Source organism: Altererythrobacter aquiaggeris, assembly GCF_037154015.1.
In the GTDB taxonomy this organism is placed as follows: domain Bacteria; phylum Pseudomonadota; class Alphaproteobacteria; order Sphingomonadales; family Sphingomonadaceae; genus Aestuarierythrobacter; species Aestuarierythrobacter aquiaggeris.
The window spans coordinates 1,986,414-2,012,010 of the sequence record NZ_JBANRL010000001.1 but is presented as its reverse complement, the minus strand read 5'-3'; the positions used below and the strand labels follow the sequence as shown (position 1 = coordinate 2,012,010).

The 25,597-nt window shown below is 58.6% G+C and carries 30 protein-coding genes; 18 read left to right on the top strand and 12 right to left on the bottom strand.

Features of this window, described 5'->3' with window-relative positions:
• Nucleotides 1-4: 4 nt before the first annotated feature.
• Nucleotides 5-475 carry a molybdenum cofactor biosynthesis protein MoaE gene (locus WFP06_RS09830; RefSeq protein ID WP_336986992.1) on the top strand — a complete coding sequence of 157 codons (471 nt, stop codon included), beginning with the start codon at nucleotides 5-7 and terminating at the stop codon, nucleotides 473-475.
• Between the two features lie 63 nt (nucleotides 476-538).
• The gene (locus WFP06_RS09825) at nucleotides 539-967 is read left to right on the top strand and encodes a hypothetical protein (protein ID WP_336986991.1); all 429 of its coding nucleotides are present in this window, start codon (nucleotides 539-541) and stop codon (nucleotides 965-967) included.
• A 21-nt stretch (nucleotides 968-988) separates the two neighbouring features.
• Here the strand turns inward: WFP06_RS09825 and WFP06_RS09820 are convergent, their stop codons facing one another.
• Together WFP06_RS09820 and WFP06_RS09815 are read right to left on the bottom strand one after the other, a co-directional pair.
• Nucleotides 989-1,669 (bottom strand): Crp/Fnr family transcriptional regulator, encoded by a 681-nt coding sequence (locus tag WFP06_RS09820; RefSeq protein WP_336986990.1) that lies wholly within the window; start codon nucleotides 1,667-1,669, stop codon nucleotides 989-991.
• 11 nt (nucleotides 1,670-1,680) lie between these two features.
• Nucleotides 1,681-2,148 (bottom strand): hypothetical protein, encoded by a 468-nt coding sequence (locus WFP06_RS09815; RefSeq protein WP_336986989.1) that lies wholly within the window; start codon nucleotides 2,146-2,148, stop codon nucleotides 1,681-1,683.
• Between the two features lie 255 nt (nucleotides 2,149-2,403).
• Between WFP06_RS09815 and rplU the strand changes: the two genes are divergently transcribed.
• The 3 genes from rplU to WFP06_RS09800 all read left to right on the top strand — a co-directional run bounded on the left by rplU (nucleotide 2,404) and on the right by WFP06_RS09800 (nucleotide 4,001).
• Nucleotides 2,404-2,958, top strand: coding sequence for a 50S ribosomal protein L21 (gene rplU / locus WFP06_RS09810; RefSeq protein ID WP_336986988.1), 555 nt, complete (start codon nucleotides 2,404-2,406; stop codon nucleotides 2,956-2,958).
• Between the two features lie 29 nt (nucleotides 2,959-2,987).
• Nucleotides 2,988-3,257 carry a 50S ribosomal protein L27 gene (gene rpmA / locus WFP06_RS09805; RefSeq protein ID WP_336986987.1) on the top strand — a complete coding sequence of 90 codons (270 nt, stop codon included), beginning with the start codon at nucleotides 2,988-2,990 and terminating at the stop codon, nucleotides 3,255-3,257.
• A gap of 186 nt (nucleotides 3,258-3,443) precedes the next feature.
• Nucleotides 3,444-4,001 carry a GNAT family N-acetyltransferase gene (locus tag WFP06_RS09800; protein WP_336986986.1) on the top strand — a complete coding sequence of 186 codons (558 nt, stop codon included), beginning with the start codon at nucleotides 3,444-3,446 and terminating at the stop codon, nucleotides 3,999-4,001.
• 28 nt (nucleotides 4,002-4,029) lie between these two features.
• Here WFP06_RS09800 and WFP06_RS09795 read toward each other — a convergent pair whose 3' ends face one another.
• Nucleotides 4,030-4,941, bottom strand: a complete 912-nt coding sequence (locus WFP06_RS09795; RefSeq protein ID WP_336986985.1) for a metal-dependent hydrolase — start codon at nucleotides 4,939-4,941, stop codon at nucleotides 4,030-4,032.
• 28 nt (nucleotides 4,942-4,969) lie between these two features.
• On the opposite strand from WFP06_RS09795, the gene WFP06_RS09790 reads away from it, so the two are divergent.
• Nucleotides 4,970-5,560, top strand: a complete 591-nt coding sequence (locus WFP06_RS09790) for a TetR/AcrR family transcriptional regulator (RefSeq protein ID WP_336986984.1) — start codon at nucleotides 4,970-4,972, stop codon at nucleotides 5,558-5,560.
• Here the strand turns inward: WFP06_RS09790 and ygfZ are convergent.
• On the bottom strand, nucleotides 5,557-6,297 hold the full coding sequence (ygfZ, locus tag WFP06_RS09785) for a CAF17-like 4Fe-4S cluster assembly/insertion protein YgfZ (RefSeq protein WP_336986983.1): 741 nt from the start codon (nucleotides 6,295-6,297) through the stop codon (nucleotides 5,557-5,559). The two genes, WFP06_RS09790 and ygfZ, sit on opposite strands and share 4 nt — an antisense overlap.
• A 38-nt stretch (nucleotides 6,298-6,335) precedes the next feature.
• Between ygfZ and pyrC the strand changes: the two genes are divergently transcribed.
• Entirely contained in the window at nucleotides 6,336-7,385 is a 1,050-nt protein-coding gene (gene pyrC, locus WFP06_RS09780) for a dihydroorotase (RefSeq protein WP_336986982.1), read from the top strand.
• Here pyrC and rarD read toward each other — a convergent pair.
• Nucleotides 7,382-8,293, bottom strand: coding sequence for an EamA family transporter RarD (rarD, locus tag WFP06_RS09775; protein WP_419716223.1), 912 nt, complete (start codon nucleotides 8,291-8,293; stop codon nucleotides 7,382-7,384). The genes pyrC and rarD overlap by 4 nt on opposite strands.
• A gap of 212 nt (nucleotides 8,294-8,505) precedes the next feature.
• On the opposite strand from rarD, the gene WFP06_RS09770 reads away from it, so the two are divergent.
• Nucleotides 8,506-8,991, top strand: coding sequence for a glycine zipper 2TM domain-containing protein (locus WFP06_RS09770; RefSeq protein WP_336986981.1), 486 nt, complete (start codon nucleotides 8,506-8,508; stop codon nucleotides 8,989-8,991).
• A 166-nt stretch (nucleotides 8,992-9,157) separates the two neighbouring features.
• The gene (locus tag WFP06_RS09765) at nucleotides 9,158-9,895 is read left to right on the top strand and encodes a hypothetical protein (RefSeq protein WP_336986980.1); all 738 of its coding nucleotides are present in this window, start codon (nucleotides 9,158-9,160) and stop codon (nucleotides 9,893-9,895) included.
• A gap of 29 nt (nucleotides 9,896-9,924) precedes the next feature.
• On the opposite strand, the gene astD is transcribed toward WFP06_RS09765, so the two are convergent.
• Entirely contained in the window at nucleotides 9,925-11,340 is a 1,416-nt protein-coding gene (astD, locus tag WFP06_RS09760) for a succinylglutamate-semialdehyde dehydrogenase (protein WP_336986979.1), read from the bottom strand.
• A 109-nt stretch (nucleotides 11,341-11,449) separates the two neighbouring features.
• Nucleotides 11,450-12,847 carry a protein adenylyltransferase SelO family protein gene (locus WFP06_RS09755; RefSeq protein ID WP_336986978.1) on the bottom strand — a complete coding sequence of 466 codons (1,398 nt, stop codon included), beginning with the start codon at nucleotides 12,845-12,847 and terminating at the stop codon, nucleotides 11,450-11,452.
• A gap of 71 nt (nucleotides 12,848-12,918) precedes the next feature.
• On the opposite strand from WFP06_RS09755, the gene WFP06_RS09750 reads away from it, so the two are divergent.
• The 5 genes from WFP06_RS09750 to WFP06_RS09730 all read left to right on the top strand — a co-directional run bounded on the left by WFP06_RS09750 (nucleotide 12,919) and on the right by WFP06_RS09730 (nucleotide 18,626).
• Entirely contained in the window at nucleotides 12,919-13,782 is an 864-nt protein-coding gene (locus tag WFP06_RS09750) for an alpha/beta fold hydrolase (protein ID WP_336986977.1), read from the top strand.
• Nucleotides 13,779-14,933 carry a glycosyltransferase family 4 protein gene (locus WFP06_RS09745; RefSeq protein ID WP_336986976.1) on the top strand — a complete coding sequence of 385 codons (1,155 nt, stop codon included), beginning with the start codon at nucleotides 13,779-13,781 and terminating at the stop codon, nucleotides 14,931-14,933. The genes WFP06_RS09750 and WFP06_RS09745 overlap by 4 nt, the downstream gene beginning before the upstream one ends.
• 123 nt (nucleotides 14,934-15,056) lie before the next feature.
• Entirely contained in the window at nucleotides 15,057-15,842 is a 786-nt protein-coding gene (locus WFP06_RS09740) for a tetratricopeptide repeat protein (RefSeq protein WP_336986975.1), read from the top strand.
• A gap of 25 nt (nucleotides 15,843-15,867) precedes the next feature.
• The gene (locus WFP06_RS09735; protein ID WP_336986974.1) at nucleotides 15,868-17,214 is read left to right on the top strand and encodes a PQQ-like beta-propeller repeat protein; all 1,347 of its coding nucleotides are present in this window, start codon (nucleotides 15,868-15,870) and stop codon (nucleotides 17,212-17,214) included.
• 50 nt (nucleotides 17,215-17,264) lie between these two features.
• Complete coding sequence (locus tag WFP06_RS09730) at nucleotides 17,265-18,626, top strand: methyltransferase family protein (RefSeq protein WP_336986973.1); 1,362 nt, start codon at nucleotides 17,265-17,267, stop codon at nucleotides 18,624-18,626.
• On the opposite strand, the gene WFP06_RS09725 is transcribed toward WFP06_RS09730, so the two are convergent.
• Genes WFP06_RS09725 through WFP06_RS09715 form a run of 3 tightly spaced genes read right to left on the bottom strand, consistent with a single transcriptional unit; the run spans nucleotide 18,627 to nucleotide 21,134 of the window.
• A complete protein-coding gene (locus tag WFP06_RS09725) occupies nucleotides 18,627-18,926 on the bottom strand; it encodes a putative quinol monooxygenase (protein ID WP_336987673.1) in 300 nt (99 codons plus the stop codon).
• A 36-nt stretch (nucleotides 18,927-18,962) separates the two neighbouring features.
• The gene (locus WFP06_RS09720; RefSeq protein ID WP_336986972.1) at nucleotides 18,963-20,333 is read right to left on the bottom strand and encodes a glutamate--cysteine ligase; all 1,371 of its coding nucleotides are present in this window, start codon (nucleotides 20,331-20,333) and stop codon (nucleotides 18,963-18,965) included.
• 51 nt (nucleotides 20,334-20,384) lie between these two features.
• A complete protein-coding gene (locus WFP06_RS09715; RefSeq protein WP_336987672.1) occupies nucleotides 20,385-21,134 on the bottom strand; it encodes a 16S rRNA (uracil(1498)-N(3))-methyltransferase in 750 nt (249 codons plus the stop codon).
• A 59-nt stretch (nucleotides 21,135-21,193) separates the two neighbouring features.
• Here WFP06_RS09715 and WFP06_RS09710 point away from each other — a divergent pair, with 59 nt between their 5' ends.
• The 3 genes from WFP06_RS09710 to WFP06_RS09700 are packed head-to-tail and all read left to right on the top strand — an operon-like array spanning nucleotide 21,194 to nucleotide 23,060.
• Complete coding sequence (locus WFP06_RS09710) at nucleotides 21,194-21,553, top strand: hypothetical protein (RefSeq protein WP_336986971.1); 360 nt, start codon at nucleotides 21,194-21,196, stop codon at nucleotides 21,551-21,553.
• Entirely contained in the window at nucleotides 21,550-22,452 is a 903-nt protein-coding gene (ubiA, locus tag WFP06_RS09705) for a 4-hydroxybenzoate octaprenyltransferase (protein WP_336986970.1), read from the top strand. The genes WFP06_RS09710 and ubiA overlap by 4 nt, the downstream gene beginning before the upstream one ends.
• Entirely contained in the window at nucleotides 22,452-23,060 is a 609-nt protein-coding gene (locus WFP06_RS09700; RefSeq protein WP_336986969.1) for an SOS response-associated peptidase, read from the top strand. The genes ubiA and WFP06_RS09700 overlap by 1 nt, the downstream gene beginning before the upstream one ends.
• An 8-nt stretch (nucleotides 23,061-23,068) precedes the next feature.
• On the opposite strand, the gene WFP06_RS09695 is transcribed toward WFP06_RS09700, so the two are convergent.
• Nucleotides 23,069-23,443, bottom strand: coding sequence for a VOC family protein (locus tag WFP06_RS09695; RefSeq protein ID WP_336986968.1), 375 nt, complete (start codon nucleotides 23,441-23,443; stop codon nucleotides 23,069-23,071).
• 107 nt (nucleotides 23,444-23,550) lie between these two features.
• On the opposite strand from WFP06_RS09695, the gene soxR reads away from it, so the two are divergent.
• On the top strand, nucleotides 23,551-24,006 hold the full coding sequence (gene soxR / locus WFP06_RS09690; RefSeq protein ID WP_419716222.1) for a redox-sensitive transcriptional activator SoxR: 456 nt from the start codon (nucleotides 23,551-23,553) through the stop codon (nucleotides 24,004-24,006).
• Between the two features lie 7 nt (nucleotides 24,007-24,013).
• On the opposite strand, the gene WFP06_RS09685 is transcribed toward soxR, so the two are convergent.
• Nucleotides 24,014-25,549: a TadA family conjugal transfer-associated ATPase gene (locus WFP06_RS09685; protein WP_336986967.1), complete on the bottom strand. Its 1,536-nt coding sequence runs from the start codon at nucleotides 25,547-25,549 to the stop codon at nucleotides 24,014-24,016.
• Nucleotides 25,550-25,597 lie beyond the last annotated feature (48 nt).

Below are 25,597 nucleotides of genomic sequence, written 5' to 3'. Positions count from 1 at the left end.
GGCGATGCGCGATATCCGATTGTTGACCGCGCCTTTCGCGCCCGGACTGTTGATCGGCCCGTTTTCGCAGGCCAATCCCCGAGCGGGCGGGATTTGCACCTTCGTGGGTGAAGTCCGCGGTAATGACGGGGCCGGGGGCGTCGAAGCGCTGGAATTGTCGCATTACGGACCGATCACCTTGCCGGGCATGAACGAACTTGCCGATCAGGCGCTTGATCGGTTCGATTTGACGGGCCTGCTCATGGTTCACCGGGTTGGCCGGCTTTATCCCGGCGAGCCGATTGTCTGTGTGTCGGCTGCCTCGGTCCATCGGCGCTGCGCGATTCAGGCAACCGACTTCTGCATGGATCATCTCAAAAGCCGCGCCTGGTTCTGGAAACGCGAATTGCGGGCGGATGGCTGGCACTGGATTGAGCCGCGCGCGCAAGATCACGCCGACCTTGCAAGATGGAGCAAAAAAATCGATCCGGTTTGATCTGGATCAAAGCAAACTATCGAACGCGGACACATAATCGCGGCATCATTGAGGAGATGCCAGATGTCGCAGCGTACACATAGCGAAGTAATCGCCCGTCAAGCAAAGATCCACGATCGCAGCGTCGTTCGCGGATTTCAGGGACCCGACCGCAGTTTCGAATCGCCCCGCGGTCTCTATCTGGTGACGGCGTTTTGTTATCTTGCTTTCCTTGCAATCATGGCGGCCACGGTTGCGAGCCCCGGGCTGATCGTACCGCTGGGTATCTGTACCGTTTTTATCGGGATGTTCTTCGCTGCCCCGACCGTTATCTTACGCCAAACCCCCGAATCGGGCGGCCTTGCCAAGAGCTGGGGTCAGCTGAAGGCCCGCGGGATCATGACCAACACCGGCCATCTTGCCGGACACGAAGCTGCGGTCCAGATGGTGATGTTGCCGGTGCTGATAGTCGTCTGGGGTTTGGCCGTTTCATTGATTGTCGCACTGGTTTGAAACGGCATTTGGGCGCGCTCGTCAGTCGCGGGTCAGCAGCGCAGGATCGAGCAGTTCTATGCGGCGCCCCCCTTTGCGCCTGATGGCCCCCGCTTTTTCAAATCCGGTGATTTGCCGGCTGACGGTTTCGATAGTCAAGCCGAGCATATTGGCCATGTCGCCGCGGCTAAGCGGGATGTCGAACTGGTCGGCGGGATGACAGGGCGATGCACTGGCTGCACTGGCCAACGCCAAGAGAAAAGTGCCGACGGTGTCTTTTGCGCTGTTTTTGCCGGACATTTCGATCAACTCGCGGCTTGCGTGGAGATCCTCTTGCGAACGGCGCAGCAACGCGCGAGCGAGCGCCGGGTAGATTTCCAGCGCGTTCGCCAGATCTGTCTTCGCAAACGTGCATAATTCACTGCCGGTCAGCGCGATCACATCGTAATGCGCAAAAGGCGAAAACATCTCGCCCACGAACCCCGACGGGTGGACCAGGGCCAGAATTCGTTCATTTCCGTCGATATCTGTCGAGCTGATTTTAAGCGCCCCGGAAATCAGCGTCGCACAGGCGGCATTGGTATCGCCGGCGGCAAACAGGGTTTCGCCGCGTTCCAGAATACGCGTTCGCCCTGCTGCGGACAGCGCGCGGCGTTCTGCATCGCTCAGCACGGCACATGCTGCGCTGTCCCTGACCGGACAAGTTTCGCAGGCAAGGCTCATATCCGTTTCACTTACCGGGCCATTTGAGCCCGAAGGACGCCAAGTGCGGCGTCCTCATCGTCGATCAAGGCCAGCACATCGGCTCTTGCCTGGGAAATCCGGTCAAGCTGCCTACCGTCTGTTGTGGCATCGACATACAGCAAATCGATATCAGCCAGCGCCACCGCGGCGCGGCTGCGAATCGATTCCAGATCGGATAGGGCCACTTGCGCACTTGCCCAGCGATCACTTGCCACATCGGCGCTGCGCGCAGAAGTGACGGTGCGGGCAGTTACAGGCCGGGCGGCGACGAATTCCCGGTGGATGGCAATTGCCGATTCGCGCAGGCCTTCCAACCTGTCCAATGTTTCCGCGCCGGGCTGTTCGGCGGGCGTAATATCGGTTGGCCCGCTAGCTGGACCAAATGCCCCGCCGACCCTTTCAACATCGCGGATCGCCAGCGAAGGGTAGCGGCTTTGATCGCCGGAACATGCGGTCAAAGAAAGAATGCTGCCAATCAAAAGAACTTTGTGTATCATGCGAATTGCATAGCAGGCTTGACCCATCATGCCAGCAGCACGAAAAAGAGGGCATGAAATCTGCCCGCTAAAGTTGACACACCGGGTAGCTTCGCTTATCGGCTCCCATCTTTCCGGCACCCTTTGCGGGCTGCTGGCGCATTGTCTGCGCGAAACGCATCGTAAGGTTCGTTTTGCTGGATAGTGCGACACACGACAATGAACGGATAGAACACCATGTTCGCAGTAGTGCGCACGGGCGGCAAACAATATCGGGTTGCTGCCGGAGACAAAATCGCAGTTGAAAAGCTGGCAGGTGAAGCGGGCGACACCATATCGCTGGGCGACGTACTGATGGCTGGCGACGGTGACGGCGTTAAGGACGCGGCCAAGGTTGCCGTGTCGGCCGAAATTATCGCCCAGGCGAAAAGCGAGAAGGTGATCGTTTTCAAAAAACGTCGCCGTCACAATTATCGCCGGAAAGCCGGACACCGCCAGCAGATGACCTTGCTGCGGATCATGTCTGTGGGCGATTCGAAGGCCCCGAAGAAGGCTGCTGCTGAGAAGCCCGAAAAAGCTCCTGAAAAGGACGCGAACGCTTCTGCGCCGAAGAAAGATGCTGCTCCCAAGAAGGAAGCAGCCAAAAAGGCGCCAGCGAAAAAAACGGCACCCAAGGCTGACGACAAGCCGGCAGCCAAGAAGGCCGCTCCCAAGAAGGAAGCCGCGCCAGAGAAGGCCGCAGCCAAGAAACCGGCCGCGAAGAAAACCGCAGCCAAAAAGAAGGCCGATTGAGGCCTCAATAGAATTCGGAGCATTTTGCAATGGCACATAAAAAAGCAGGCGGCTCATCGCGTAACGGTCGCGATTCGGCAGGCCGCCGCCTTGGCGTAAAGAAATTCGGCAGCCAGGAAGTGATTCCAGGCAACATTATCGTGCGCCAGCGCGGAACCAAATTCTATCCCGGCACCAATGTCGGCATGGGCAAGGACCATACCTTGTTCGCGCTTTCCGGTGGCCGCGTGCGATTCCACAAGGGCAAACTTGGTCGCAAATTCGTGTCTGTCGATGTGATGGCGCAAGCCGCCGAATAACCGGACGACCCAAAACAGGGCCGTCCACAGGATGGCCCCGCCGATCAACGAATTGGCGCTGCGAGGGAGATGGGGCCACCTTTGGAGGGTGACCTGTCTCCCTCGCCGCATTTCAGGCTCCCTCGCAATGAAACCGTCACGCAGTTGCGTTATCCGCGCAGATGCGATGCGGGAAGGAGTGAAGAAGTGTTTATCCGTACCGAAAGGTTGTTTCTCCGGCCCTCTTTTTCAGAGGACTGGGAAGCGATGTATGACCGTATAGCCGACGAGGGGATCGTGCGTAATCTGGCGCGCGCGCCGTGGCCTTACCGTGCCAGTGATGCGAAGATATTCGCCGCTCGGGCACAGGATCCATGGCGGCCCGGATTCGTCATCACGATGCCCGATTCGGCCGGCGCGCCGATCGTTGGCCAGATCGGGCTGGGCTTGAACCCTGATGCACACGGCGAGGAAACACAGCTTGGATACTGGATTGCACGCCCATATTGGGGCCGAGGGATCGCCAGTGAAGCCGGGGCTGCAATACTTCGCGCTGCGCATATGCTGGGACACAGACGGATTTTTGCGGGCCATTTCTTGGACAACCCGGCGTCTGGCAGGGTTCTGCTGAAACTGGGCTTCCGCTCGACCGGAGAAATCAGCCCGCTATTCAGCTGCGCACGCGGGGAGGAGGCGCCAAGTCTGCATTACGAATGTTTTCTGGATGAGGTCGCAGATGAGTGTGAGGCGACGCGCGCGGCTTAAACACCGCGCGCAGTTTTGCAAATCACGCTTATTCAGCCGGCATGACGGCATCGGAATACGGACTTTCGTAAAGTCCGATCAATTTGCGATTGTCGTGTTTCCAGGGGTGAAATCCGGGAAGGAATTGCGACAAAACGGCGGGCAACATTTTGCGCATCATGCCCGGCTCTATCCAGAGATGCCTGAACAATTCCCATCTTGCGCGCACCGGTCCGATACCGTCCTGCGCCATAAGGTGATACGCATCCTTGCGGCGGTTTTTGAAATATTTCAGCGTTATCAGCCCGCCGATCAGTGCTTTCACTTTCCAGCGGCGCCACGCTGTCCAGTCGCGCGTCGCATGGGTCCACACATCGTAAGTGATGCCCTTATGTTCGATTTCTTCGGCTGAATGCCAGCGCCACATTTCCGCCACCCGCGGATCAGCCTTCTCCAGATAGCGCGGATCGGACAGCAGTTCGTGGCTGATGCAGGCAGCAAAATGTTCCAGCGTTATCGTGACGGCCAGATTCAGCTCGATGTCGCGGCCTTCGGTCAAAGCCAACATTTCGCGAATGCCCTTGTCGATACTCTCGATATCGTAGCCATGGTCCTGCGCCATCCGGTTGAACGCGATATGTTCGCGCGAATGGTTCACTTCCTGCCGGATAAAACTACGCAATTCCTGCGCCATCCTGGGTGGGACGTGATCTTTGAAATACCGCATTGTCTCGACGAAAAATGCCTCACCGCGAGGAAGGCTGGCACTGACCGAATTATACCAGGCAGTGGCCACCGGATCATTATTCATCCACCACCGCGGAATGTCGTCAACGCGGCAATGCCGGTCGTCACGGACAATCAACAGATGTTCTTCAGGGGTGCCTGCGCCCTTGCGGGCGGTAACGGGGCGTTCTAGTTCCCCGGCTTCAACTTGATCGACGGTTTTATGTTCGGCCATGTTAACAATTTATTAGGTATGGAACAAAATGTCTAGCCGCCGACGCTTGAGCCCTGAAGAAAGCCGCAAGGCCGCTTTGGAGGCGTCGCGCGCATTGCTGATCGAAACCGGCCCCCAGTCGGTCACGCTTAAAGCTGTTGCAGCGCGGATCGGCCGGACCCACGCAAATCTTTTGCACCATTTCGGGTCTGCGTCGGGTTTGCAAAAGGCGCTGGCAAAACATCTCGCCGCGTCGATCTGTTCGACAATCCGCGAAGCGGTTCTGGCCCAGCGCGCCGGACTTGGCAGCCCGAGGGAAATTGTCGATCTGACATTCGATGCGTTTGACCGGGAGGGGGGCGGGGCGCTTGCTTCGTGGATGCAGATATCGGGCAATGAGGATGCGCTCGATCCGATTGTAGAAACCATCCACGAACTGGTAGACGAGCTGGCCGGCGGGCACGAGGGGACTGCCGGGCTTCACAAGACGACGCTTACGCTGGTTTTGATGGCACTGGGCGATGCGCTGATGGGGTCTGCGATGTCGCAGGCGCTGGGGCTGCCGCGAGATGAGGCACGCAAGGCTGCCGAAGCAATGCTGGATCGGTCAATCGAGGAAAACGGTCTGCTGATCGGCTAGAGTTCGAGCCAGCTTGGCAAGAGCGCCGCCTCGATTTTGGCCACCTGCAAGTGATCGACCGCATAGCCCAATTCTGGATAGGCCATCCGGCGGCGATTCTCATCTGACTTCTCCAGCGGCACGACAATCAACCGCCTGGTTATTTTTTGCCGCCAGTTCATCCGCGCGGTATTTTCCTGACCGACGTAGCATCCCTTGTCGAAACTCACGCCTTGAAGTTCCGCTGCATTGCATTCCAGCCACAATGTCTGTCCGTCGCCCAGTTCGGCGCTGCCCTCCGCCACACCTAGCGACAGCCGGTGTGCCAGCCATTCCCGATCCGCGCCCTGGTCGTGGTGCTGGTCCTGGTCAGAGGCTGCTGCCAGCCATCGTGTTCCCAATACGGCCAGACGTGGATCCGGCGCGCCGGCATCGCCCGGGCCCCTTTGCCAATGCACACTAACCAAGGGGTCCACCAGGATCGAAATTTTGCGCCGCAAACGGTACAGCGACAGCCGCCTGACCAGTGCAGGTGCGGCCTGCGCTTCGCAATCAAGCAACAGCGTGCCGCTTTCGCCCGGCCAGATGATAAAATCGAAAAGGGCTTTTCCCTGCGGTGTCAGCAAGGCGGCCCAAACCGGCAATATGCCTGTAACGTCGTTGGTTACCAACCCTTGCAGAAAATCCGCGACATTCTCGCTATCCTCCTGAGGAGCGATGCGAATTACGGCGCGATTGAGCAGTCGGGTTGCAGTCATAGGTGACAGATAGGTGTGCGGGACCTTAAGGGAAGGGTATGGCCCTTATCGCAAAAGATTCGATCACTCTGCGCCGTCCCGACGATTGGCACGTCCATCTGCGCGACGGGAAAATCATGAAGGGCGTTGTCGGGTTCACCGCCAGCCAGTTTGCGCGCGCCATCGTGATGCCGAACCTGTCGCCCCCGGTGACCAGCGCCGCAGCGGCGCGTGATTACGGCGCCAGAATCCGCGCTGCGATTGCGCCGGATGCGGGTTTTACGCCGCTGATGACCTGTTATCTGACAGATTCCAGCGATCCGGCAGACATTGCGGAAGGTTACGCCGATGGCGCGTTTGTGGCCGCCAAACTGTATCCCGCCAATGCGACGACGAATTCCGCGCAAGGCGTAAGCAACATCGCCGCAACCCGGCCTGCACTGGAAAAAATGCAGGAAATCGGCATGCCATTGCTGGTACACGGCGAGGTGACGGACGAGGATGTAGATATCTTTGACCGCGAGGCAGTATTCATCGAACGCACCATGCGCGGGATCATCCGCGACTTCCCGGCGCTCAAAGTGGTCTTCGAGCATATTACGACTGCCGATGCCGTCCAGTTTATTGATGATTGCGGTCCGCTGGTCGCGGCCACGATTACGCCCCAGCATCTGCACATCAATCGCAATGCCATGCTGGTGGGCGGTATCCGGCCGCATGCCTATTGCCTGCCTGTGGCAAAACGCGAACGGCATCGGCTGGCGTTGCGTGCTGCAGCTACATCCGGTTCGCGCAAATACTTTCTGGGGACCGACAGCGCACCGCACTCTGTGGAAGCGAAGCAGAGCGCCTGCGGATGCGCAGGTATTTTCAATGCGCCCTATGCACTGGAAAGCTACGCTAGCGTATTCGATGAAGAAAACGCGCTCGACAAGTTCGAAGGGTTTGCCAGCGAACACGGGCCCGGATTTTACGGGATGCCGCCCAATCAGGATACGGTGACGCTGGAGCGAGTTTCGCACACGGTGCCGGACGTGATTGACGCCAATGGCACCCCGGTCGTTCCGTTTCACGCGGGCGAGGAAATAGCCTGGCGGCTGAAAAGCTAGGCCGGGCGCCTGCTCCGCTGAACCAGATCCCATACGAAAATCGCCGCGGCACTCCAGATCATGACAAAGCACGCCAGTTGCAGCATCTGAAGCTCTTCACCAAAAACCGTTAGGCCGAGGATAAAGACAATCGTCGGTGCCAGAAACTGGATGAAGCCAAGCGTCGAATAATCCATCATCCGCGCCGCGATGGCGAATAGAAGAAGCGGAACAGCAGTCAATACGCCGCCAAGAAATATTGCGGTGGTGAGTTCCGGGCTGACTGTTATGGCTGAGCCTGAAGCGCCGGACGCAAATACCCAGGCTATGCCGAAAGCGAGGGGAAGCAGCAGCACCGATTCGATGGTCAGGCCGGGTAGCGATCCGACCGCGACCGTCTTGCGCAGCAATCCGTACGTTGCAAAGCTGCTGGCCAGCGTCAGGCTGATCCACAAGGTCGTAAGCGCACCGCCCAGCAACAGCGCAATCCCCGAAGCGGCCAGTGCTACGGCAAACCACTGCCGGCGCGAAAGTGTTTCGCCCAGAAAGAATGTCCCCAGAACGACATTCAGCAGCGGGTTGATATAATAGCCAAGACTGGCCGCATAAACATGGCCGTTCTGGATCGCCCAGACATATACAAACCAGTTAATCGCAATCAGAATGGCGGTGCAAAACAGTGTGAGAAGGACACGCCGGTTGGCCATAGCGGCGCGGATCTCGGGCATCTGTTTTCTCACCATGATAATGAGCAGGCAGATCGGCACAGTGAAGATTATCCGCCACGCGACGAATTCAGCCGATGGGACAGCTTGCACCAGAATGAGGTACAGCGGCAGGAAGCCCCACATGAGATAAGCACCAAACGCTGCAAACAGTCCGCGGCGATCCGGTCCTGTTTGGTGATTCGCGGCAACTGAAAGCGGCAAATGGGAAACTCCAACGGCGATATCAGCGCTTAGGCGCTGCGAAATCACCCGGCAACACTCGCTTCGTCGGCTGGAACGGCACAACTCGTCGCCAAATTTCTTTCCTGTATTTTCGGTTGCGAACCGTTCAGGAAAGTAACCCTAAGAATGAACAGGTCGATTGAAGCCAAGCATTTTGAGACCTCCGGGCGAAGTGCAGAAAGGGAATTATTATGAGCACCATTAAAATTAGAGCAGTTGCGCTGACCCTGGCCGCACCCTGCCTTGCGTTGGCAATGCCTGCGGCCGCCGCCACTGCAATCCAGCCCGCGCAGCACGCGGCTGCGGTAACCCACGCACCAGCGCAATCTGCGTCGGTCCTTGGCACCGAAATCTTTGAGCATGGACGCAAGGACAAACGCTGGAAGCGAAACCGCGGACATGGTCACGCATATGGCAATAGGGATTACAACCGCGATTATCGCACTTACGGCGAACCGGTTTACCGTGACACGCGTATCTGGCGCGGCGATGACGGCCGTTATTACTGCCGCCGCGAAAACGGCACGACCGGCCTGTTGATCGGCGCTGCGGTAGGCGGATTGATCGGCAATGAAGTGGCCGGCCGCGGCGACCGGACGCTGGGCGCGATTATCGGCGCTGCCGGGGGCGCGATCCTCGGACGTTCGATCGACCGCAGCAATTCGCGCTGCCGCTAAATACAAGTTTCCGGTCATACGCCACCGTAGGGCCGGTTACGCGGACTGCACCATCCGTGTGAAGGCGTCTCTCTCCTCTGGAGCGGGGCGCCTTCTTCGTTGCGTGGAGGCGGGCTGACACGGATACACCGCTTCCTTAACCGTTTCCGGATGTATAGTTGGAAGTATGGCCAGATTTTCGTTTAACCTCTTGCGGCCCATACTGGCTTTCGCGGGATATGGCCTGCTGGCGGGCTGCGGCGGCGATCCGGTGGACCAGGCGTCCACTACGGACGTCGATCCTATGGTATCTGCGGCACTCAATGAAAATTTGATGTCCGATCCCGATCTGACCGGACAAAACCGGGCCAATTCGGTAATTTCCGACGGGTTGGCCGATGGCTCTGTGCCGCTGCTGGACATATCGCCGGATGCGATCGGCCGTGCGCGGGCAGACGCCGCCGCACTGGTTGGTGGAACTACCGAAATGCTGGCGGCGCCGGCACCTGCAAGAGCCGAAGATATTGCGCCGCTGCATCACCGGATCACTGTGCTGGCCCGTGCACAGGTGCTGCTGGATTTGAGCGATAATTGCACGGACAGGGCAAGTAACCGTGCGATCTGGGCAGCGCGATTGCCCGATACGCCGCAGATTTATCCGCGCGGCGCTGTGCAGGCGGCCTCCGGCGCAAATTTCGAGGGCTGTGATTTCCAGGCTGTCAAATTCAGAACGCCAGTACCGCGGGGCGAGGTCGTGGATTTCTACTTTACCACCGCGCGCGCAGCGGGCTTTTCACCCGGTGTGATTATGCAGGGGGATACTATTGTTCTCAGCGCCACAAAAGGCAGCGCAATGTTTGCGATGTATGCCGACACACTGGCGAACGGTTTGACCGAAGTCGATCTGGTTCACCGGGCGAAATGACGGGTGAAATGAAGGGCGAATAACCCCGGTCAGGATTCCCTGAAACCCACGCCAACCGTTGCGCGGGGCTGTTCCATTTCGGTGCTGGCGACGGGGTAGGCACAATAATCCGCGGCGTAGAACGCGCTTGGACGGTGGTTGCCCGACAGGCCAACACCGCCAAACGGCGCTGCTGATGATGCGCCGTTGGTCGGCCTGTTCCAGTTTACGATGCCGGCACGGATATTTGCCCAGAACCGGTTGTATTCCTGCGGACTGCCGCCGACCAGCGAAGCCGCAAGGCCGAACCGGGTGTTGTTTGCCTCCGCGATTGCCGCATCGAAATCGTCAACTCTTATGACCTGCAGGAGCGGTCCGAAAAGTTCGACGTCGGGGCGGTCCTTCATCGCGGTCGTGTCGATGATCGCGGGCGACAGGAAGGGCAATTTATCGTCTGCCTTGCGCATATGTTTGATGGCCTTGCCGCCATTGGACAACAGATAAAGAAAGCTCTCGGTCAATTGATCGGCTGCATTGTTATCGATCACCGGCCCCATGTAAGGTTGCGGTTCATCAAACGGTGCGCCCACGATGATGCGGTCGGCGAGCTTTTTCACCTCCTCAATCACCGAATCATACATGGTCGATTTGACAATCAGACGCCGCGCGGCGCTGCACCGCTGGCCGGCCGTAGTGAATGCCGATTGGATAACCAAAGCAGCGACATCGCTGATTTTTGGCGTGTCCCACACGACGATCGGATTATTGCCGCCCATTTCCAGCGCGACAATTTTGCCCGGCTGGCTGGCCAGCTTTTTGTTGATGGCAATTCCGGCCTGTGCAGAGCCGGTGAACAACACGCCGTCAACGCCGCGATGCGCGACCAGCGCCTTGCCTTCATCCGGGCCGCCGACCAGCAGTTGGACCACGGCTGACGAAACGCCTGCACGGTGGAAACACTGCAGCAGCAATTCACCGACCGCGGGGGTTTTTTCGCTGGGTTTGAAAATCACCGCATTACCGGCGATCAATGCCGGAACAATGTGACCATTGGGCAAATGGGCAGGAAAATTATACGGCCCAAGAACAGCCATCACGCCGTGCGGTTTGTGGCGCAGTGCGGCGGTGCCTTGCAGCGCACTGTCGAGCTTTTTTTGTCCCGTCCGGTCCGAATAGGCGCGAATTGATATCTCGACCTTGTTGACCACCGCTTCGACTTCGGTGCGGGCTTCCCACATCGGCTTACCCGTCTCGCGGGCAATCAGTTCGGCCAGTTTTTCGTTTTCCTTGCGCACTTCATTCGCGAAGCGACGCATCAGTTCCATCCGGGTTGTCAGCGACTGGGCAGCCCATGCTGGCCACGCGCGCCGCGCCCGGTCAACCGTAGCTTCGACATCGCCCCTGGGCGCTCGCCACAGCTCGACACCGGTGGCAGGCTCCGAAGAGATGATAAGATTGTCGCTCATCTAAAGATACGCCCTACGGGTTGGAAAATTTCGCAACAGAGACTTCGTCAAAGGCTGATAGCGATGGTAAAGGTATTTCACCAGTGCGGCGGCGATAAATGCGCTGGAATTATTCTCTAGTTGACAGTGCGGGGCTATCGCCCATCGCGTATCCCATGGCGCGTACCGCCTCCACCTTGGCATTTAGCGGACCCCAGTCGTCCCGATCCGCAATTGCGCTCCAGATTGTTTCAACCTCGTCGATCAGCATGGATTGCGGCGCTCCGCCAGACCAGTAATCATGCGTATCGCTGACAGCTTCATAACCGGCTATTGCTCGGGCCAGAGCTCCTGCCGCATCGCGGCCGCCGCGGTGCCGGAAGAAAAACTCGTCAGGTCCGATACGGCTTTCGCGCATGGTCTGTTCCGATGCTTCGAGGACCGTTGCGTCGTTTGTGGCGCCCCGCGATATCAGACCCAGCCGCCAGATCCATCGGCGGCCCATCGCTGCCTGGTAAAGCGGGCCAAACCGCTGCAGAGCCATCGCCAATCCGTCGCGCGGCGCAACCTGGCTGAAAGCAATTGCCAACTGGCCGCAGTTCCAATGAATGGCCTCGGGCTGGCGCGCAAACGAATACAGCCCGGTTTGATCGAAATATGCCGCGGTAAAGCCGGGGTTCCAACTTGGCAGCCAGCGCCACGGCCCGTAATCGAAACTTTCACCGCTGATATTCATATTATCGGTATTGAGGACGCCGTGAACAAAACCGGCCACCATATAAGCTGCCGCCAGATCGGCCATGCGTTCAACGACCTGATGCAGCAAGATTATCGCGGGTTCATCTCCGCCGGCAGATTCGGCTGGCGGCAGAGAGCCGGGGTATTGCTTGACGCAATAGCTGATCAATTCGCGCAGATGATTTTCTTCCTGCAGCACGAAAAGGCGCTGAAAGCTGCCGATCCTGATATGTCCGTGGCTCAGCCGCGTCATAACTGCAGAGCGTGTTGGCGAAGGTTCGTCGCCGCGTTCCAATTCTTCACCGGTTTCGATAATTGCAAGTGTTTTGGAGGTATTTACACCCAATGCCTCAAGCATTTCGGTAGCAAGAATTTCGCGCACGCCGCCCTTGAGAGTAAGACGCCCGTCCGCGGTCCGGCTGTAAGGCGTGGTTCCTGATCCCTTGGTTCCAAGATCGAGCAGACGGCCTGATCCATCGCGCAGCTGCCCGAACAGGAAGCCGCGCCCATCGCCGATGTCGGGATTGTATGTGCGGAACTGATGGCCGTGATAACGCATGGCAAGCGGTTCGGGTAGATTCTGTTCAAGTGGTTCGAAGCAACCGAAATGCCTGACAAATTGTTCGTCGGAAAAATCTCCCAGACCGACCGCCTTGTCCCACCGCCGGTTGCGGAACCGCAGCCGCGTCTCTGGAAATACTGCAGCTTTCACCGGATCGGCGAGCCAATCGGAAATTTCTGAAATTGCCGGGTCAGGGATATAATCGGCGGCTTGCGGTTCGCAGGGCATAAGGCGATAAGTGGGGCCAAGCAGCGCACTAAGCAAGCCGCGTCAAGCGCAACAGGGATGTAGGCCTAGCGATGGATCAAAAATATACCGACGGTTTCTGGACAAGTCCCGACGGGCTGAAGCTGCATTTCCGTGATTATCCTGGCCGGGAAGACAGGCCGCCGGTCATCTGCTTGCCCGGTCTGACACGCAATGCGCGTGACTTCGCCGACCTAGCCGATCGTATTTCGGGCGACTGGCGAGTAATCTGCGTCGATAATCGCGGCCGCGCCGAAAGCGATTATGCCAAAGACAGCGCGACTTACAATCCGGTGACCTATGTGAGTGATCTTTTGGCGCTGCTGGAACAGGAACGGATTACAAAATTCGTATCTATCGGCACGTCGCTGGGCGGATTGATGACGATGCTGCTGGCGGCGATGGACCCGTCCAGGCTGGCGGGGGTCCTGCTCAACGATATCGGACCGGAGCTTGATCCGGCAGGGTTGGCGCGCATCAGTGGTTATGTGGGACAAGGCCGCAGCTTCGAGACTTGGATGCATGCTGCGCGCGCATTGGGAGTCGGGCAGGGCGACCTGTTTCCTGATTTCGACATCAATGACTGGCTCACAATGGCGAAGCGAAACATGTGCGTCGGCAGCAATGGCAGGATTGCTTTTGATTATGACATGAAAATCGCCGAGCCGATCGCTGCCGACAAGAGCAACGCTGCTCCGCCAGACCTCTGGCCCGCTTATGAAGCGTTGTCCGGGCGGCCGGTTACAATCCTGCGCGGCGAATTGTCCGACTTGTTCTCGCAGCAAACCTTCGAGGATATGTGCCGCCGTATCGCGGACGCCGACTGCGTTACCGTGCCGCGCGTTGGCCATGCACCGTTTCTGGATGAGCCGGCGTCGGTCGCAGCGATTGATCGTCTGCTAGAGCGTGTGCGGTGAGCCCGACCGGCGATAGCGTGCCGCGTGTTCTCCATCTCCATTCCACATTCAACGCCGGCGGCAAGGAGTTGCGGGCAGTCCGGCTGATGAACGCTTTTGGCCGCAAATTGAACCATTCGCTCGTTTCGGGGGAGCCTGACCATTTTGAGGCGGCCCAGCGGATCGATCGGGCGATCCGGGTTGATTACCCCGCCGATTTCCCGCCATTGAAAGGCAAGCCGCTACCGGGCCGGTTGCTCAAAATGGCAAAAGCCATGAAAGCGTACGATCTTGTGCTGACCTATAATTGGGGGGCAATGGATGCCGTTCTGGCGCATACGCTTTTCGCAGAAAGCATGGCGCTACCCCCGCTGGTTCACCACGAAGACGGATTTAATGCCGACGAGATGGATAAATTGAAGCTGACGCGAACGTGGTTTCGCCGGATCGCCTTGGGCAGAACCGCGACACTGGTGGTTCCGTCAGAACGGTTGGAGGCAATTGCGCTGACTGACTGGCAGCAACCCATTGGCCGCGTCACCCGCATCCCCAATGGTATCGCGACCGGTGAATATACGAAAAGGCCGCGGGTGGACGCGATTCGCGGGGTTGTGAAACGCAAGGGCGAGTTTTGGGTGGGCACCGTTGCGGGCTTGAGAGAGGTAAAAAACCTGCCCCGGCTCGTCCGCGCATTCGCGCCGCTTCCCGCCAATTGGCAACTCGTCATTGTCGGGGAAGGGCCGGAAAGACAGGCAATCAGGGATGCCGCCGATGCGCTGGGTGTTTCGCACCGGGTGCATTTGCCCGGTTTTATCAGTGACCCGTCAATCGCCGCCGGCCTGTTCGACATTTTTGCACTGTCATCCGATAGCGAGCAGTTCCCGCTCTCGGTGGTCGAGGCGATGGCAGCGGGTTTACCCGTTGCATCCCCGGATGTCGGCGATGTCAGGCAGATTGTGTCCGCTGAAAACAAACGCTTCATCACTCCAGCCGGAAGCGATGCGGACCTGTCGCAAAGCCTGTTCGCGCTGGCGGAAGATACCGGGCTGCGCAAAACGATCGGGGCGGCAAACCAGGCCAGGGCACGGGAGTCTTTCGACGAGAAGGAAATGATTCGCGCTTATGGCAGATTATACGGTCGCTGGTTGGGCATTACCGGATTGGCTGTATAACGTGGCTGTAACGCTTAATTGCCTGTTCACGCTACCGGGGACACTCAGGCAATCGCGCATTGCATCGCGCCTACCATAGGCTAAACAGCCGCCAATCCCTTAAGACCAATCGGAAAGCGCCGCGTGGCCAAGAAACCAGAAACTAAATCCCGCGAAGAAAAACTGGCTGAGAAGCAGGCAGCATCGGAAGATGTGTTGCTGCGCGAAGTCGATGATGCTGTCAGGCAGGACCAATATGCCACTGCGGCCAAACGCTATGGCGCGCCTGCAATAGCCCTGCTGGTGCTCGGCCTGGCGGCGTTTGCCGGCTATCTGTTCTGGCAAGGACAGCGCGCGGGCAATGACGAAAAGCGCAGCGAACAGCTGGTGCAGGCGCTCGACCAGATCGAGGCGCGCAATTTGCAAAGCGGTAATGATGCATTGCAGCCACTAATCGCTGACGGTTCGGGGGCAACCAAATCCGCAGCTCAAATGCTAAGCGCGAGCCTTGCGCTCGAGCAGGGCAAAAAGGCTGAGGCCGTCAAATTGTTTGCCGCTGTGGCGAATGACGAAGATGCCCCCGAAGCCTATCGATCGATTGCGCGCATTCGCGAAGTCGCCAGTAATTTCGATGCGATGAAGCCGGCAGACATTGTTGCAAAACTGCGACCGCTGGCTGTACCGGGCGCCCCGTTTTTCGGGAGCGCGGGTGAGTTGCTCGCCATTGCCTATATGGAGCAGGGCCAAAATGCCGAGGCGGGCACTTTGTTTGCTTCGATGGCGCGCGATGAAACCGTGCCTGATACTATCCGCAGCCGGGCGCGGCAACTGGCGGGTCTGCTGGGCGTAGATGCGATCGACGATGTTGATGATGTACTGGATAATGCCGGGGGTGCGGCAGTCCCTGTCGCCCCGCAGCCTGAATCCTGAGCCGGAACTTTCTAAGGAATATCGTATGATTAGCCGTAAAGCTGTCAAAACATTAGCGCAGGCCACAGCCGCGCTCACGCTTGCATTCGCTGTCACGGGCTGCGGCATTGTCGGCAAGAAAGACCCCAAGACTACTCCGACCATCGGCAACAGAACGCCGATCCTGTCGCGAATTGAAAATGGCGCCGCAATTGATCCGGCGCTCGCCGGCCTGGCGGTGGTTCTTCCCCCTGCGCAGACCAACACCGATTTCAGCCAGCCGGGCGGCAATGCGGCAAAATCATACGGGCATCTGTCACTGGCGGCGGCGCCTTCCGCCATATGGACAGCGCAAATCACCGGTGGCAACGAACGCCGCCGTCTGGCCGGCGCACCGGTTGTCGGCGGGGGCGCCGCATTCGCGGTCGATACTGACGGCAGGGTGCACGCTTTTGATGCAGCCACGGGTGCGAAGCGCTGGACCCACCAGATGGAGATTGCCAGCGATCTTGAAGCTGCTGCGTTTGGTGGCGGCGTCAGCTACGACGGCGGTCGGGTATATGCCACCAACGGAGTGGGCGGGGTTGTTGCCCTTAATGCCAATGACGGCACGCAAATATGGGCCGCCAAGCCGGCGGGACCGCTGCGCGGGGCACCGACAGTGGCGTTCAATTCCGTATATGTGATGACGCAGACAAACCAGATTATCGCGCTCAAGGCATCCGACGGCAATATCGAATGGCAGGATTCAGGGTCGCAAGGTCAGGCGGGCGTATTTGGCGTGGCCGCTCCTGCTGCAGCGCAAGGGACCGTCATTGCCGGTTACAGTTCGGGCGAGCTGGTCGCGCACCGATATGAAAATGGCCGCGTGCTTTGGTCCGATGCGCTGTCACGGACATCAATTTCCACACAGGTAGGTTCGTTAACCGATATCGATGCCGATCCGATCATCGATCAGGGCAGGGTGTATGCGCTTGGCCAGGGCGGCAGGATGGCGGCGTATGAACTGGTGACCGGACAACGCATCTGGGAACTTAACGTTGCCGGCATTTCCACCCCGGCAATCGCTGGCGACTGGATATTCGCGCTGACCGACAAGGCCGAATTGCTCGCAATCGCGCGTTCCAGCGGCAAGATCCGCTGGCTCACCCAATTGCAGCAGTTCAAGGACGAGAAAGACAAGAAAGGCCGCATTTCGTGGGTCGGACCGGCTTTGGCTGGCGGGAAGCTGTGGCTTGCAAATTCGCGCGGTCTCGTTGTCTCGGTCGATGCGGCGTCGGGCGCGGTGGCTGAATTTGCCGAATTGAACGATGCAGTGTCGTTGCCGCCGATTGTCGCCGGCGGCACTCTGTATATTCTGGACGAAGGCGGTAAAATTCACGCATTTCGCTGATCTGCGCAGGCTTACTTAGGCTTTAACCATTTTTCCCTAAGACATGCGCGATGGAAAATCGCGCTCAAGTTGCCTCCCGTCCGCCAATTAGCGACGTGTCTGGCTATGTCGGCCTCACGGGGCTGTTGGGCTTCCTTGTCTGGTTGCTTTTTTGCCGCAACTATCCTGCTATTGCAGCATTTTTGGAACTTCCCGGGCGGCACCAACTGCTATCGGGGCCCTACGCCGCGCTGCTGGCACTGGCGTTTTCGGGCGGCCCGATGGTCTTGTGGTCGATATTCCATGACAAGGTCCACCGCCGCGCCTCGACCGGTATCGACTGGGACAATCCGCGCTCGCTCGCGTCGATAGCCAAAGTGTCGGCCACGAAAATTGCCGGCCTTTGGGCCACGTGGGCGATCATCGGCGCGGCATATTGTCTTGGCAGGTGGTACTGGTCCGGCCAGTATCTGTTTGCGATGGAAGTCATTGGATTTGCAGCGCTACCCCTGATTGTCCTTTCGGTACCCTATGTGATCTGGATTGACCGGGTGATGATAAATCCCCGCGACCATACCTGGCATTTCGGGGCGATGCTGATGGGGCGGGAGCCATTCGATTGGGACCAGGTAAAATGCCATTGGCGTTCGTGGATTATCAAAGGGTTCTTCGGTGCATTCATGGTTTCGATTTTGCCCGGCGGCTGGTATTCGGTGGTTACAGCGGATGCCGCCTCGATTGTCGGTGATCCAGTCAGCTTCGGAGTACTCCTGTTCGAGTTGCTGTTTCTTATCGACGTGCAGATCGGAACGGTGGGATACCTGCTGACGCTTCGCCCGCTCGACGCGCATATCCGTAGCGGCAATCCGTTTCTTTCGGGCTGGGTTGCAGCGCTGATATGTTATCCGCCGTTCGTGTTTGCCGTAATGGCAGGGCAGGGGATCATCGCTTATGAAGTGAATACGGCGGACTGGGCCCACTGGTTTGCCGGTAACACACTGCTGTTGTGGATCTGGGCCGCTCTGCTGGTCGCCCTCACTGTGATTTACGCTTGGGCGACCGCCATTTTCGGCATCCGGTTTTCAAATCTGACATATCGCGGCGTCCTGACCAACGGACCATACCGGTTTACACGCCACCCGGCATATCTTTCGAAAAATCTGTTCTGGTGGTGTTCGACAATGCCTTTCATGGTCACCAGCGGCAATATCGTGGATGTCATCCGCAACACCTTTTTTCTTGGCGTGGTGAGCGCGATCTATTATTGGCGCGCCCGCACGGAGGAGGCCCATTTGCTGGGCGAAGATCCGAAATACCGTGAGTATTACGACTGGATGGCGCAGCACGGGCTGATTACGCGAAATATGCGCAGAATCGGGCGGCTGGTAATCCCGCGCCGGTTTGTGACGCGCGCTGCCGAACCGGCCGAATGATCAGATCGGCACGCCGTCCCCCGCAACATAGCGGTTGAGCGCGCGCGCAGTTATTCCCAGAGTGGCTGCAACCTTACCGAATTCGGCCATGTGCGGCTGCTGGCCATGCGCCTTTAGCGCATCCTCGGAAGCCCATTCTTCGGATATACGGACAATATCAGGGTCGAGTAGATCGCGCGCGAAGGAATAGCTGATGCAGCCCACTTCCTGACGCGTGGCAGAAACGAGCGCGGAAATCGCCTCCATCGCTTTGTCCTGTTCGGCAGCGGGCAGACCGATATATCCCATTACGATTATCATCACGATTTCTCCCGCCTTTGCAGCGCTTTGCTGCGATCAAAAACTATGCTTATAGACCTGTTTTATATCACCGTTCCATTCGCCGTGATACATATCCAGCAGGCGCTGGGCGGGTACTTTGCCCGATGCGACAATTTCGTCCAGCGTGTCCAGAAAACCCGTTTCATTGTCTCCGCTGGTTCCCAGTTTGCCGCGCGAGGATAAACCCTGCCGCGCAATCGCCAGCGCTTCCTTGCCGATATCTGCCAGTGTTCCGCCGCCGGGGACGGGCGCATCCAGTGCCAGTTTCGGTACTGCGGTTCGCAGCGCTTCGCGTTCTTCCATGCTCCAGTCCTTGACCAGATCCCACGCGGCATCCAGCGCGCCCTGATCATACAACAATCCGGTCCACAAGGCCGGCAATGCGCAAATACGGTTCCATGGACCGCCATCAGCGCCTCGCATTTCCAGAAAGCTTTTCAGACGCACTTCGGGAAAGGCGGTGGACAAATGATCCCACCAGTCACTCTGGGTCGGTTTCTGGCCGGGCAGCGCGGGCAATTCGCCCTTCAGAAAATCGCGGAAGCTTTGTCCCGCGGCATCGATATATTTCCCGTCGCGCACAACGAAATACATCGGCACGTCGAGCATATAATCGACATAGCGTTCATATCCGAAATCGTCGTCGAATACGAATGGCACCATTCCGGTGCGGTGCGGATCGGTATCGGACCAGATATGGCTGCGATAGCTAAGGAATCCATTCGGCTTGCCTTCGGTAAACGGCGAATTGGCAAACAGTGCGGTGGCCAATGGCTGCAATGCCAGCCCGGTGCGAAATTTCTTTACCATGTCGGCTTCGGACGAATAATCGAGATTGACCTGGATAGTGCAGGTGCGCAGCATCATGTCGAGCCCGAGATCGCCCACTTTGGGCATATGCCGCATCATGATTGCATAGCGGCCCTTGGGCATAACCGGCAGCTCCGCCCGCGTCTTGTCAGGCCACATCCCCAGGCCCAGAAATCCGACACCGCAACGCTCGCCAATGGCCTTGACCTGTTGCAAATGGCGCCCGGTTTCGTTGCAGGTCTCATGCAGCGTTTCGAGCGGTGCGCCGGACAATTCCAGTTGGCCTGCAGGCTCGAGGCTGACCGTACCGTCCGATCCCGCCATGGCGATGACTTTCCCGTCTTCCTCCACCGGGGTCCAGCCAAACTCGGTCAGCGCCATCAGCAGGTCATGGATTCCGCCAGGCTCGTCATAGGACGGCGCGTGGAAATCCCCGACCTGATAAACCAGCTTCTCGTGCTCGGTACCGATCCGCCATGCTTCAACCGGTTTTTCGCCCGCTTGCATCGGGGCAACCAGCTGGTCGCGGGATTCGATCACAGGATCGTTGCTATCTGAAACTGAACGTGTGCTCATCGCCAACTGCTAGTGCGCTGCGGCCCATTTCACCAGCCAAATTTGTGCCGCCTAGCCGCGCCAGTCGCCCGCGGCCGCCATCCATAGCGACACTGCCGCGATCGATGCGGTCTCGCCCCGCAATATCCGCGGACCAAGCGTAATCGCCTTTGCCGCCGGGGAAGACCGGATGCCGGCCCGTTCCGCGTCATCAAAGCCGCCTTCCGGACCAATCAGAATGGCTGCGGGCGTGCCGCCCGCGGCGAAAGTCGCCGCTGCCGGCGATCCGCCTGTTTCATCGGCAAAAAACAACGCCCTGTCGTCCGGCCAGCCGCGCAGCAGGGCGTCCAGCTTTACCGGTGCGAGCAGCACAGGCAGCGCGGTGCGGGCGCACTGTTCGGCCGCTTCGCAGATTATTGTCTTGGCGCGTTCGAGATTGAGCTTGTCCGCCACGCAGCGCCGCGTGATGACCGGCTGGATTGTCCGCACACCCAATTCGGTAGCTTTTTCCAGTACGAAATCGAAATTAGGCTTCTTGAGGAGGGCAGCACAAAGCGTCAGGTCCGGGACGTCTTCGCGTGGGCGAAGCAATTCCAGCAGCTCGACCGTTATTGTCCTTTTGCCGGGCATAATTACCCGGCTGGACCATTCCCCCGTCTGGTCATCGCACAGGATGACGGCATCGCCTGCCGAAAGGCGCATAACGCGCGCCAGATAATGGGCTTGATTACCCTCCAGTGTCAGTTCCATCGGCACAGACAACCGCCCCGTCACAAACAGGCGCGGGGCGCTGCGCGGGGGCCATGCAGGAGTTGCGGACATCATGTCGTTCTAGTCAACCCGCGCGGCTTGCGATAGTGCATCCAGGCATGAGCGCGCGAATGACACAATATGCAATCGGATCGGTTTTTGCCGTCCTTGGCGGTTGGGCGCTGTTGTTTCCTGCCTCGATTATCGTGCTTACTATCCGCCCTGAATATCAAAGCGATGATTTTCTCGCAGTGTTCGCCATCGGCTGTTTCGGCGCGCAGGCGTGTTTGTTCGCGCTGGTCGCTTTCACCGCGCGGTTCACGCGGCGCACCTTTGCAGCATACGGGATCGCACTGCTTCCGTTTCTGGCTTTCAACTGGTATTTTTACAGTCAGGTTCCGGTTTTGAACGAACTGGGTCTGCTGGACTTGATGGGCAATCTGGTGATGCTCGGCCTGTGCTGGCACGGTTGGCGTGTGGCGGAAGAATGACCGATACGCTGACGCCGGACAGCCAGCACACAGGTTTGGTCGCGCAGTTGCCGCAGTTGCCGCGCGATCTTGCATTGCTTGCGCGGTTTGACCGGCCAATCGGGTGGTGGCTGCTGTTCTGGCCGTGTGTTTGGGGCGTATGGTTGGCAGGCGCGGGCTGGCAGTTTGCGCTGCTCGGATGGTTGCTGCTCGGCGCGGTTGTGATGCGCGGGGCGGGCTGCGTCTATAACGACATCGTGGATGCCAAGCTGGATAGGCAGGTCGCGCGCACTGCGGCCCGCCCGATTGCAAGCGGGCGGATCGGCAAGCGTACCGCATGGCTGTGGTTGCTGGCGTTGTGCGCTATCGGAATAGTCGTGTTGTTCCAGCTCAGCCTGCCAGCGCAGATCGTGGCGCTGGCCAGTGTAGCGCTGGTTGCGGCCTATCCTTTCATGAAGCGGCTTACATGGTGGCCGCAGGCCTGGCTGGGCATGGTGTTCAGTTGGGGTGCACTGGTCGGCTGGACGCAGCTTCGCGGCGACCATTGGGATGTGCTGGCAGCGCTTTATGCCGGAACGATTTGCTGGGTGATCGGGTATGACACGATTTACGCCTTGCAGGACCGCGAGGATGACGCGCTGGTGGGTATCCGTTCCAGCGCGCTCCGCATGGGCAGCAAGGTGAAACCGGGTGTCGCCGCCTTTTATCTTGGCGCAGCGGGTTTGTGGGGCCTCGCTTTCTGGTTGCTTCGTCAGGACTGGATTGCGCTGGTCGCCTTGGTCCCGGCTGCGGTTCACTTGGCCTGGCAAGTGGCAACGCTGGAGCCTGGCGATCCCGCAAACCCGCTCCGCCGGTTTCGTTCGAACCGGTTTGCCGGCCTGCTGGTGGCCGCAGCCTGCTTCGTGGCGGGAAATGCCTGATGTGTAATCTCTACCGCATGACACGCGCGGTCGATGAGATCGCCGGTCTGTTCAATGCAGCGGCGCAAGTCGGAAATGCGGGCGCCGAAATTTACCCAGGGTATCCGGGTTATGTGGCCGAAGGCGGACGCCTGCGTCAGATGAGCTGGGGCTTCCCACTAGCGATGCGGGGCAAGCACGGACAGATACTCAAACCCCGTCCTGTCAACAATGCGCGCGCGGACAAGTTGCAGGGCGGTTTCTGGAAATCGAGCTTCACTGACCGGCGCTGTTTAATTCCTGTAACAGCCTGGGCGGAAGCCGAAGGCGAAAACGGTAAAAAGACCCGTAGCTGGCTATCACTCCCCGATAGCTCGGTATTCTCCATCGGGGGCATCTGGCGCAGCAGCGCGGAATGGGGCGATGTCTATTCAATGGTGATGACCGATGCCGCCCCGCAGGTCAGCGCCGTGCATCACCGGATGCCGGTGATTGTTGCGCCTGAAGACCGCGATGTCTGGCTGACTTCACCTGCTGACCAAGCATTCGAGCTTTGCCGGCCATGGCAAGGTCATATCGCGATCGATCGCACGACCGAACCGTGGGTAAAACGCAAGGCGGCTGGCTGACCGCTGGCTTATCCGTAGCAGACGATTTCGAATTCGATCCCGTCCCAGTCCAGAAAGTAAAAACTGCGCGGGCCAGGATCGTAGGCGCTGTGGCTGAAGGTTTTTAGACCGCTGCCCAGCACAATCTTTTCGGCCGCTTCGAGATCATCCACCGCGATACCGATATGGTTGAGCGGTTGACCCTTATCATATCCGCCAGTCACCCGCGCGTGCGTGTACAGCGCGATATAGGCTTGGTGGCTGCCAACGTGAATGGTTTCGCCGCCCATCATGGACGGGCCGCGCCACCTTTCTTCCCACCCGCACAATTTCTGGAAAAATCTGCTGCTACGGTCCGGATCAGTGACCGACAAATTGGCGTGTTCGATTTTGGCGACGGACATCGGATACCCTTTCAATAGTGCCTGCGAATCATGACGCTTGCCTATTATGCAACCTCAAGTTAGGTTGAGATCAAGCTAATTTTCGTATGCTTGGAAATCAGGTATCCATGGCCATTACCAAAGATGATTTGTTGCCGATCGGCGAATTGGCGCGGCGCACCGGCCTCGCCGTTTCGGCCATCCGTTTTTATGAAGAGCGCGGGTTATTGGCGGCGTTCCGGACAGCCGGAAACCAGCGCCGGTTCCTGCGGTCCGATATGCGGCGGCTCAGCTTTATCCTTATTGCACAAAAGCTGGGTCTGGGTCTGACCGAGATTGAAGCGCAGCTGGCAAAATTGCCGCAAGGCCGCACGCCGACGGTGCGTGACTGGCACACGATCAGCCTGTCCATGCGCACGGCAATCGACGAGAAAATCGCCTTGTTGACGCGTACGCGCAACCAGTTGGACCAATGCATCGGGTGCGGTTGTCTCAGCCTGAAAAAATGCCAGCTTTACAACCGGGACGATAAAATGGGTGCCACCGGGCAGGGTCCTCGGCTGGTGTTGGCAGCAGCGCAGTAAATCAGGTTTAGAGGCAGGCTTCCAGAAAGGCCTGATCGAAGCCGAACTGGCGGGCTTTTTCCAATGTGTAGGGGCGCAGGCCCGAGGGTCGGAATTCGCCGATGATCTTGCCGTCTTCGCTCTCGTCGAGATATTCGAACTTGAACAGTTCCTGCGTCACGATAACATCGCCTTCCATCCCGATCACTTCGGTGATGTTGGTGGTGCGGCGCGAACCATCGCGCAGGCGTTTAACCTGAACGATCAGATCGACCGATTCGGCAATCTGGCGCGAAATGGCTTCTTTCGGGATCTTGATATCGCCCATCAAAATCATGTTTTCCATCCGGCCCAGACATTCGCGCGGGCTGTTGGCGTGAAGCGTGCACATCGATCCATCATGGCCGGTGTTCATCGCGGCCAGCAAATCGAAACATTCAGCGCCGCGAATCTCGCCCAGGATAATCCGGTCGGGCCGCATACGCAGCGCGTTCTTTACCAGATCGCCAATCGTAATTGCGCCCTGGCCTTCCAGGTTTGGCGGGCGGGTTTCAAGCGGTAGCCAGTGCGGCTGCTGCAAACGAAGCTCTGCCGCATCCTCGATGGTCAATACGCGCTCGCCGGGATCGATCATTTTCGACAAGGCGTTGAGCATGGTGGTTTTGCCCGAACCCGTACCCCCCGATATGACGACATTCATCCGGCAGGCACCAGCGATTTTCAGCGCCGTGGCCATCTTGTCGCTCATCGATCCGAATTCCTTGAGCATATCGATCGTGATCGGCTTTTCGGAGAATTTACGGATCGAGATCGCTGTACCCTTGAGGCTCAGCGGCGGTACAATCACGTTGACACGGCTGCCATCCTTGAGCCGCGCATCGGCCAGCGGGGTGGTCTGATCGACGCGCCGGCCGACCTGGTTCACGATCCGCTGCGCGATCTGGAACAGATGCTGCTCGTCGCGGAACTGGATCGGGGCAAGCATCAACTTGCCGCCTTTTTCGATATAGGTCTGCTGCGGGCCGTTGACCATGATATCGGACACATCGGGATCGCCCAGCAATTCTTCGAGCGGACCAAAGCCCAGCAACTCGTCAATCAGAACTTTTTCAAGCGCAAACTGCTCGCGGCGGTTCAGCGTGACCTTCAGTTCAGCCAGCACTTCCATGATTATCGGCCGAAATTCTTCCGACAGTTCGTCTTTGGTCAGCGTGGCAGCGGCTTCCGGGTCAACCCGTTCGAGCAGACGCGGCAGCACCTGCTCCTTGATCTTGTGAACGCTTGCTTCAAAACCTTCGGCCTTGTGTTCGCCCGAAACGACATTGTTCGCACGGTCTGCAAGGCGGGACATTGCATCGGCTTTATCCGTGCCGCCGCCGACCGATCCCGGGCCATCGGGGATCGGCGGGAACTGTTCACCGCCTTGGCCGGCACCGGGCAGCGGGGCTGTTTCGGCCCCAGGCTTTTTGCCATCGCCACCTTTCATAGGGCGCGCCACACCGAAGTTTGGCCGGCCACCGGCAGGCATACCGCCTGGTCCGTTTTTGCGTCCAAATGCACTCATGGTGTTGTCCCTGCCCCATCAAATCTGTTTGCCGCCATGCACCGGCTT

Coding starts and splice junctions, on each gene's coding strand:
- WFP06_RS09830 (WP_336986992.1), top strand. CDS start 5: ATGCGCGATATCCGATTGTTGACCGCGCCTTTCGCGCCCGGACTGTTG.
- WFP06_RS09825 (WP_336986991.1), top strand. CDS start 539: ATGTCGCAGCGTACACATAGCGAAGTAATCGCCCGTCAAGCAAAGATC.
- WFP06_RS09820 (WP_336986990.1), bottom strand. CDS start 1,669: ATGAGCCTTGCCTGCGAAACTTGTCCGGTCAGGGACAGCGCAGCATGT.
- rplU (WP_336986988.1), top strand. CDS start 2,404: ATGTTCGCAGTAGTGCGCACGGGCGGCAAACAATATCGGGTTGCTGCC.
- rpmA (WP_336986987.1), top strand. CDS start 2,988: ATGGCACATAAAAAAGCAGGCGGCTCATCGCGTAACGGTCGCGATTCG.
- WFP06_RS09795 (WP_336986985.1), bottom strand. CDS start 4,941: ATGGCCGAACATAAAACCGTCGATCAAGTTGAAGCCGGGGAACTAGAA.
- WFP06_RS09790 (WP_336986984.1), top strand. CDS start 4,970: ATGTCTAGCCGCCGACGCTTGAGCCCTGAAGAAAGCCGCAAGGCCGCT.
- ygfZ (WP_336986983.1), bottom strand. CDS start 6,297: ATGACTGCAACCCGACTGCTCAATCGCGCCGTAATTCGCATCGCTCCT.
- pyrC (WP_336986982.1), top strand. CDS start 6,336: ATGGCCCTTATCGCAAAAGATTCGATCACTCTGCGCCGTCCCGACGAT.
- WFP06_RS09770 (WP_336986981.1), top strand. CDS start 8,506: ATGAGCACCATTAAAATTAGAGCAGTTGCGCTGACCCTGGCCGCACCC.
- WFP06_RS09765 (WP_336986980.1), top strand. CDS start 9,158: ATGGCCAGATTTTCGTTTAACCTCTTGCGGCCCATACTGGCTTTCGCG.
- astD (WP_336986979.1), bottom strand. CDS start 11,340: ATGAGCGACAATCTTATCATCTCTTCGGAGCCTGCCACCGGTGTCGAG.
- WFP06_RS09755 (WP_336986978.1), bottom strand. CDS start 12,847: ATGCCCTGCGAACCGCAAGCCGCCGATTATATCCCTGACCCGGCAATT.
- WFP06_RS09750 (WP_336986977.1), top strand. CDS start 12,919: ATGGATCAAAAATATACCGACGGTTTCTGGACAAGTCCCGACGGGCTG.
- WFP06_RS09735 (WP_336986974.1), top strand. CDS start 15,868: ATGATTAGCCGTAAAGCTGTCAAAACATTAGCGCAGGCCACAGCCGCG.
- WFP06_RS09730 (WP_336986973.1), top strand. CDS start 17,265: ATGGAAAATCGCGCTCAAGTTGCCTCCCGTCCGCCAATTAGCGACGTG.
- WFP06_RS09725 (WP_336987673.1), bottom strand. CDS start 18,926: ATGATAATCGTAATGGGATATATCGGTCTGCCCGCTGCCGAACAGGAC.
- WFP06_RS09720 (WP_336986972.1), bottom strand. CDS start 20,333: ATGAGCACACGTTCAGTTTCAGATAGCAACGATCCTGTGATCGAATCC.
- WFP06_RS09715 (WP_336987672.1), bottom strand. CDS start 21,134: ATGTCCGCAACTCCTGCATGGCCCCCGCGCAGCGCCCCGCGCCTGTTT.
- WFP06_RS09710 (WP_336986971.1), top strand. CDS start 21,194: ATGACACAATATGCAATCGGATCGGTTTTTGCCGTCCTTGGCGGTTGG.
- ubiA (WP_336986970.1), top strand. CDS start 21,550: ATGACCGATACGCTGACGCCGGACAGCCAGCACACAGGTTTGGTCGCG.
- WFP06_RS09700 (WP_336986969.1), top strand. CDS start 22,452: ATGTGTAATCTCTACCGCATGACACGCGCGGTCGATGAGATCGCCGGT.
- WFP06_RS09695 (WP_336986968.1), bottom strand. CDS start 23,443: ATGTCCGTCGCCAAAATCGAACACGCCAATTTGTCGGTCACTGATCCG.
- soxR (WP_419716222.1), top strand. CDS start 23,551: ATGGCCATTACCAAAGATGATTTGTTGCCGATCGGCGAATTGGCGCGG.
- WFP06_RS09685 (WP_336986967.1), bottom strand. CDS start 25,549: ATGAGTGCATTTGGACGCAAAAACGGACCAGGCGGTATGCCTGCCGGT.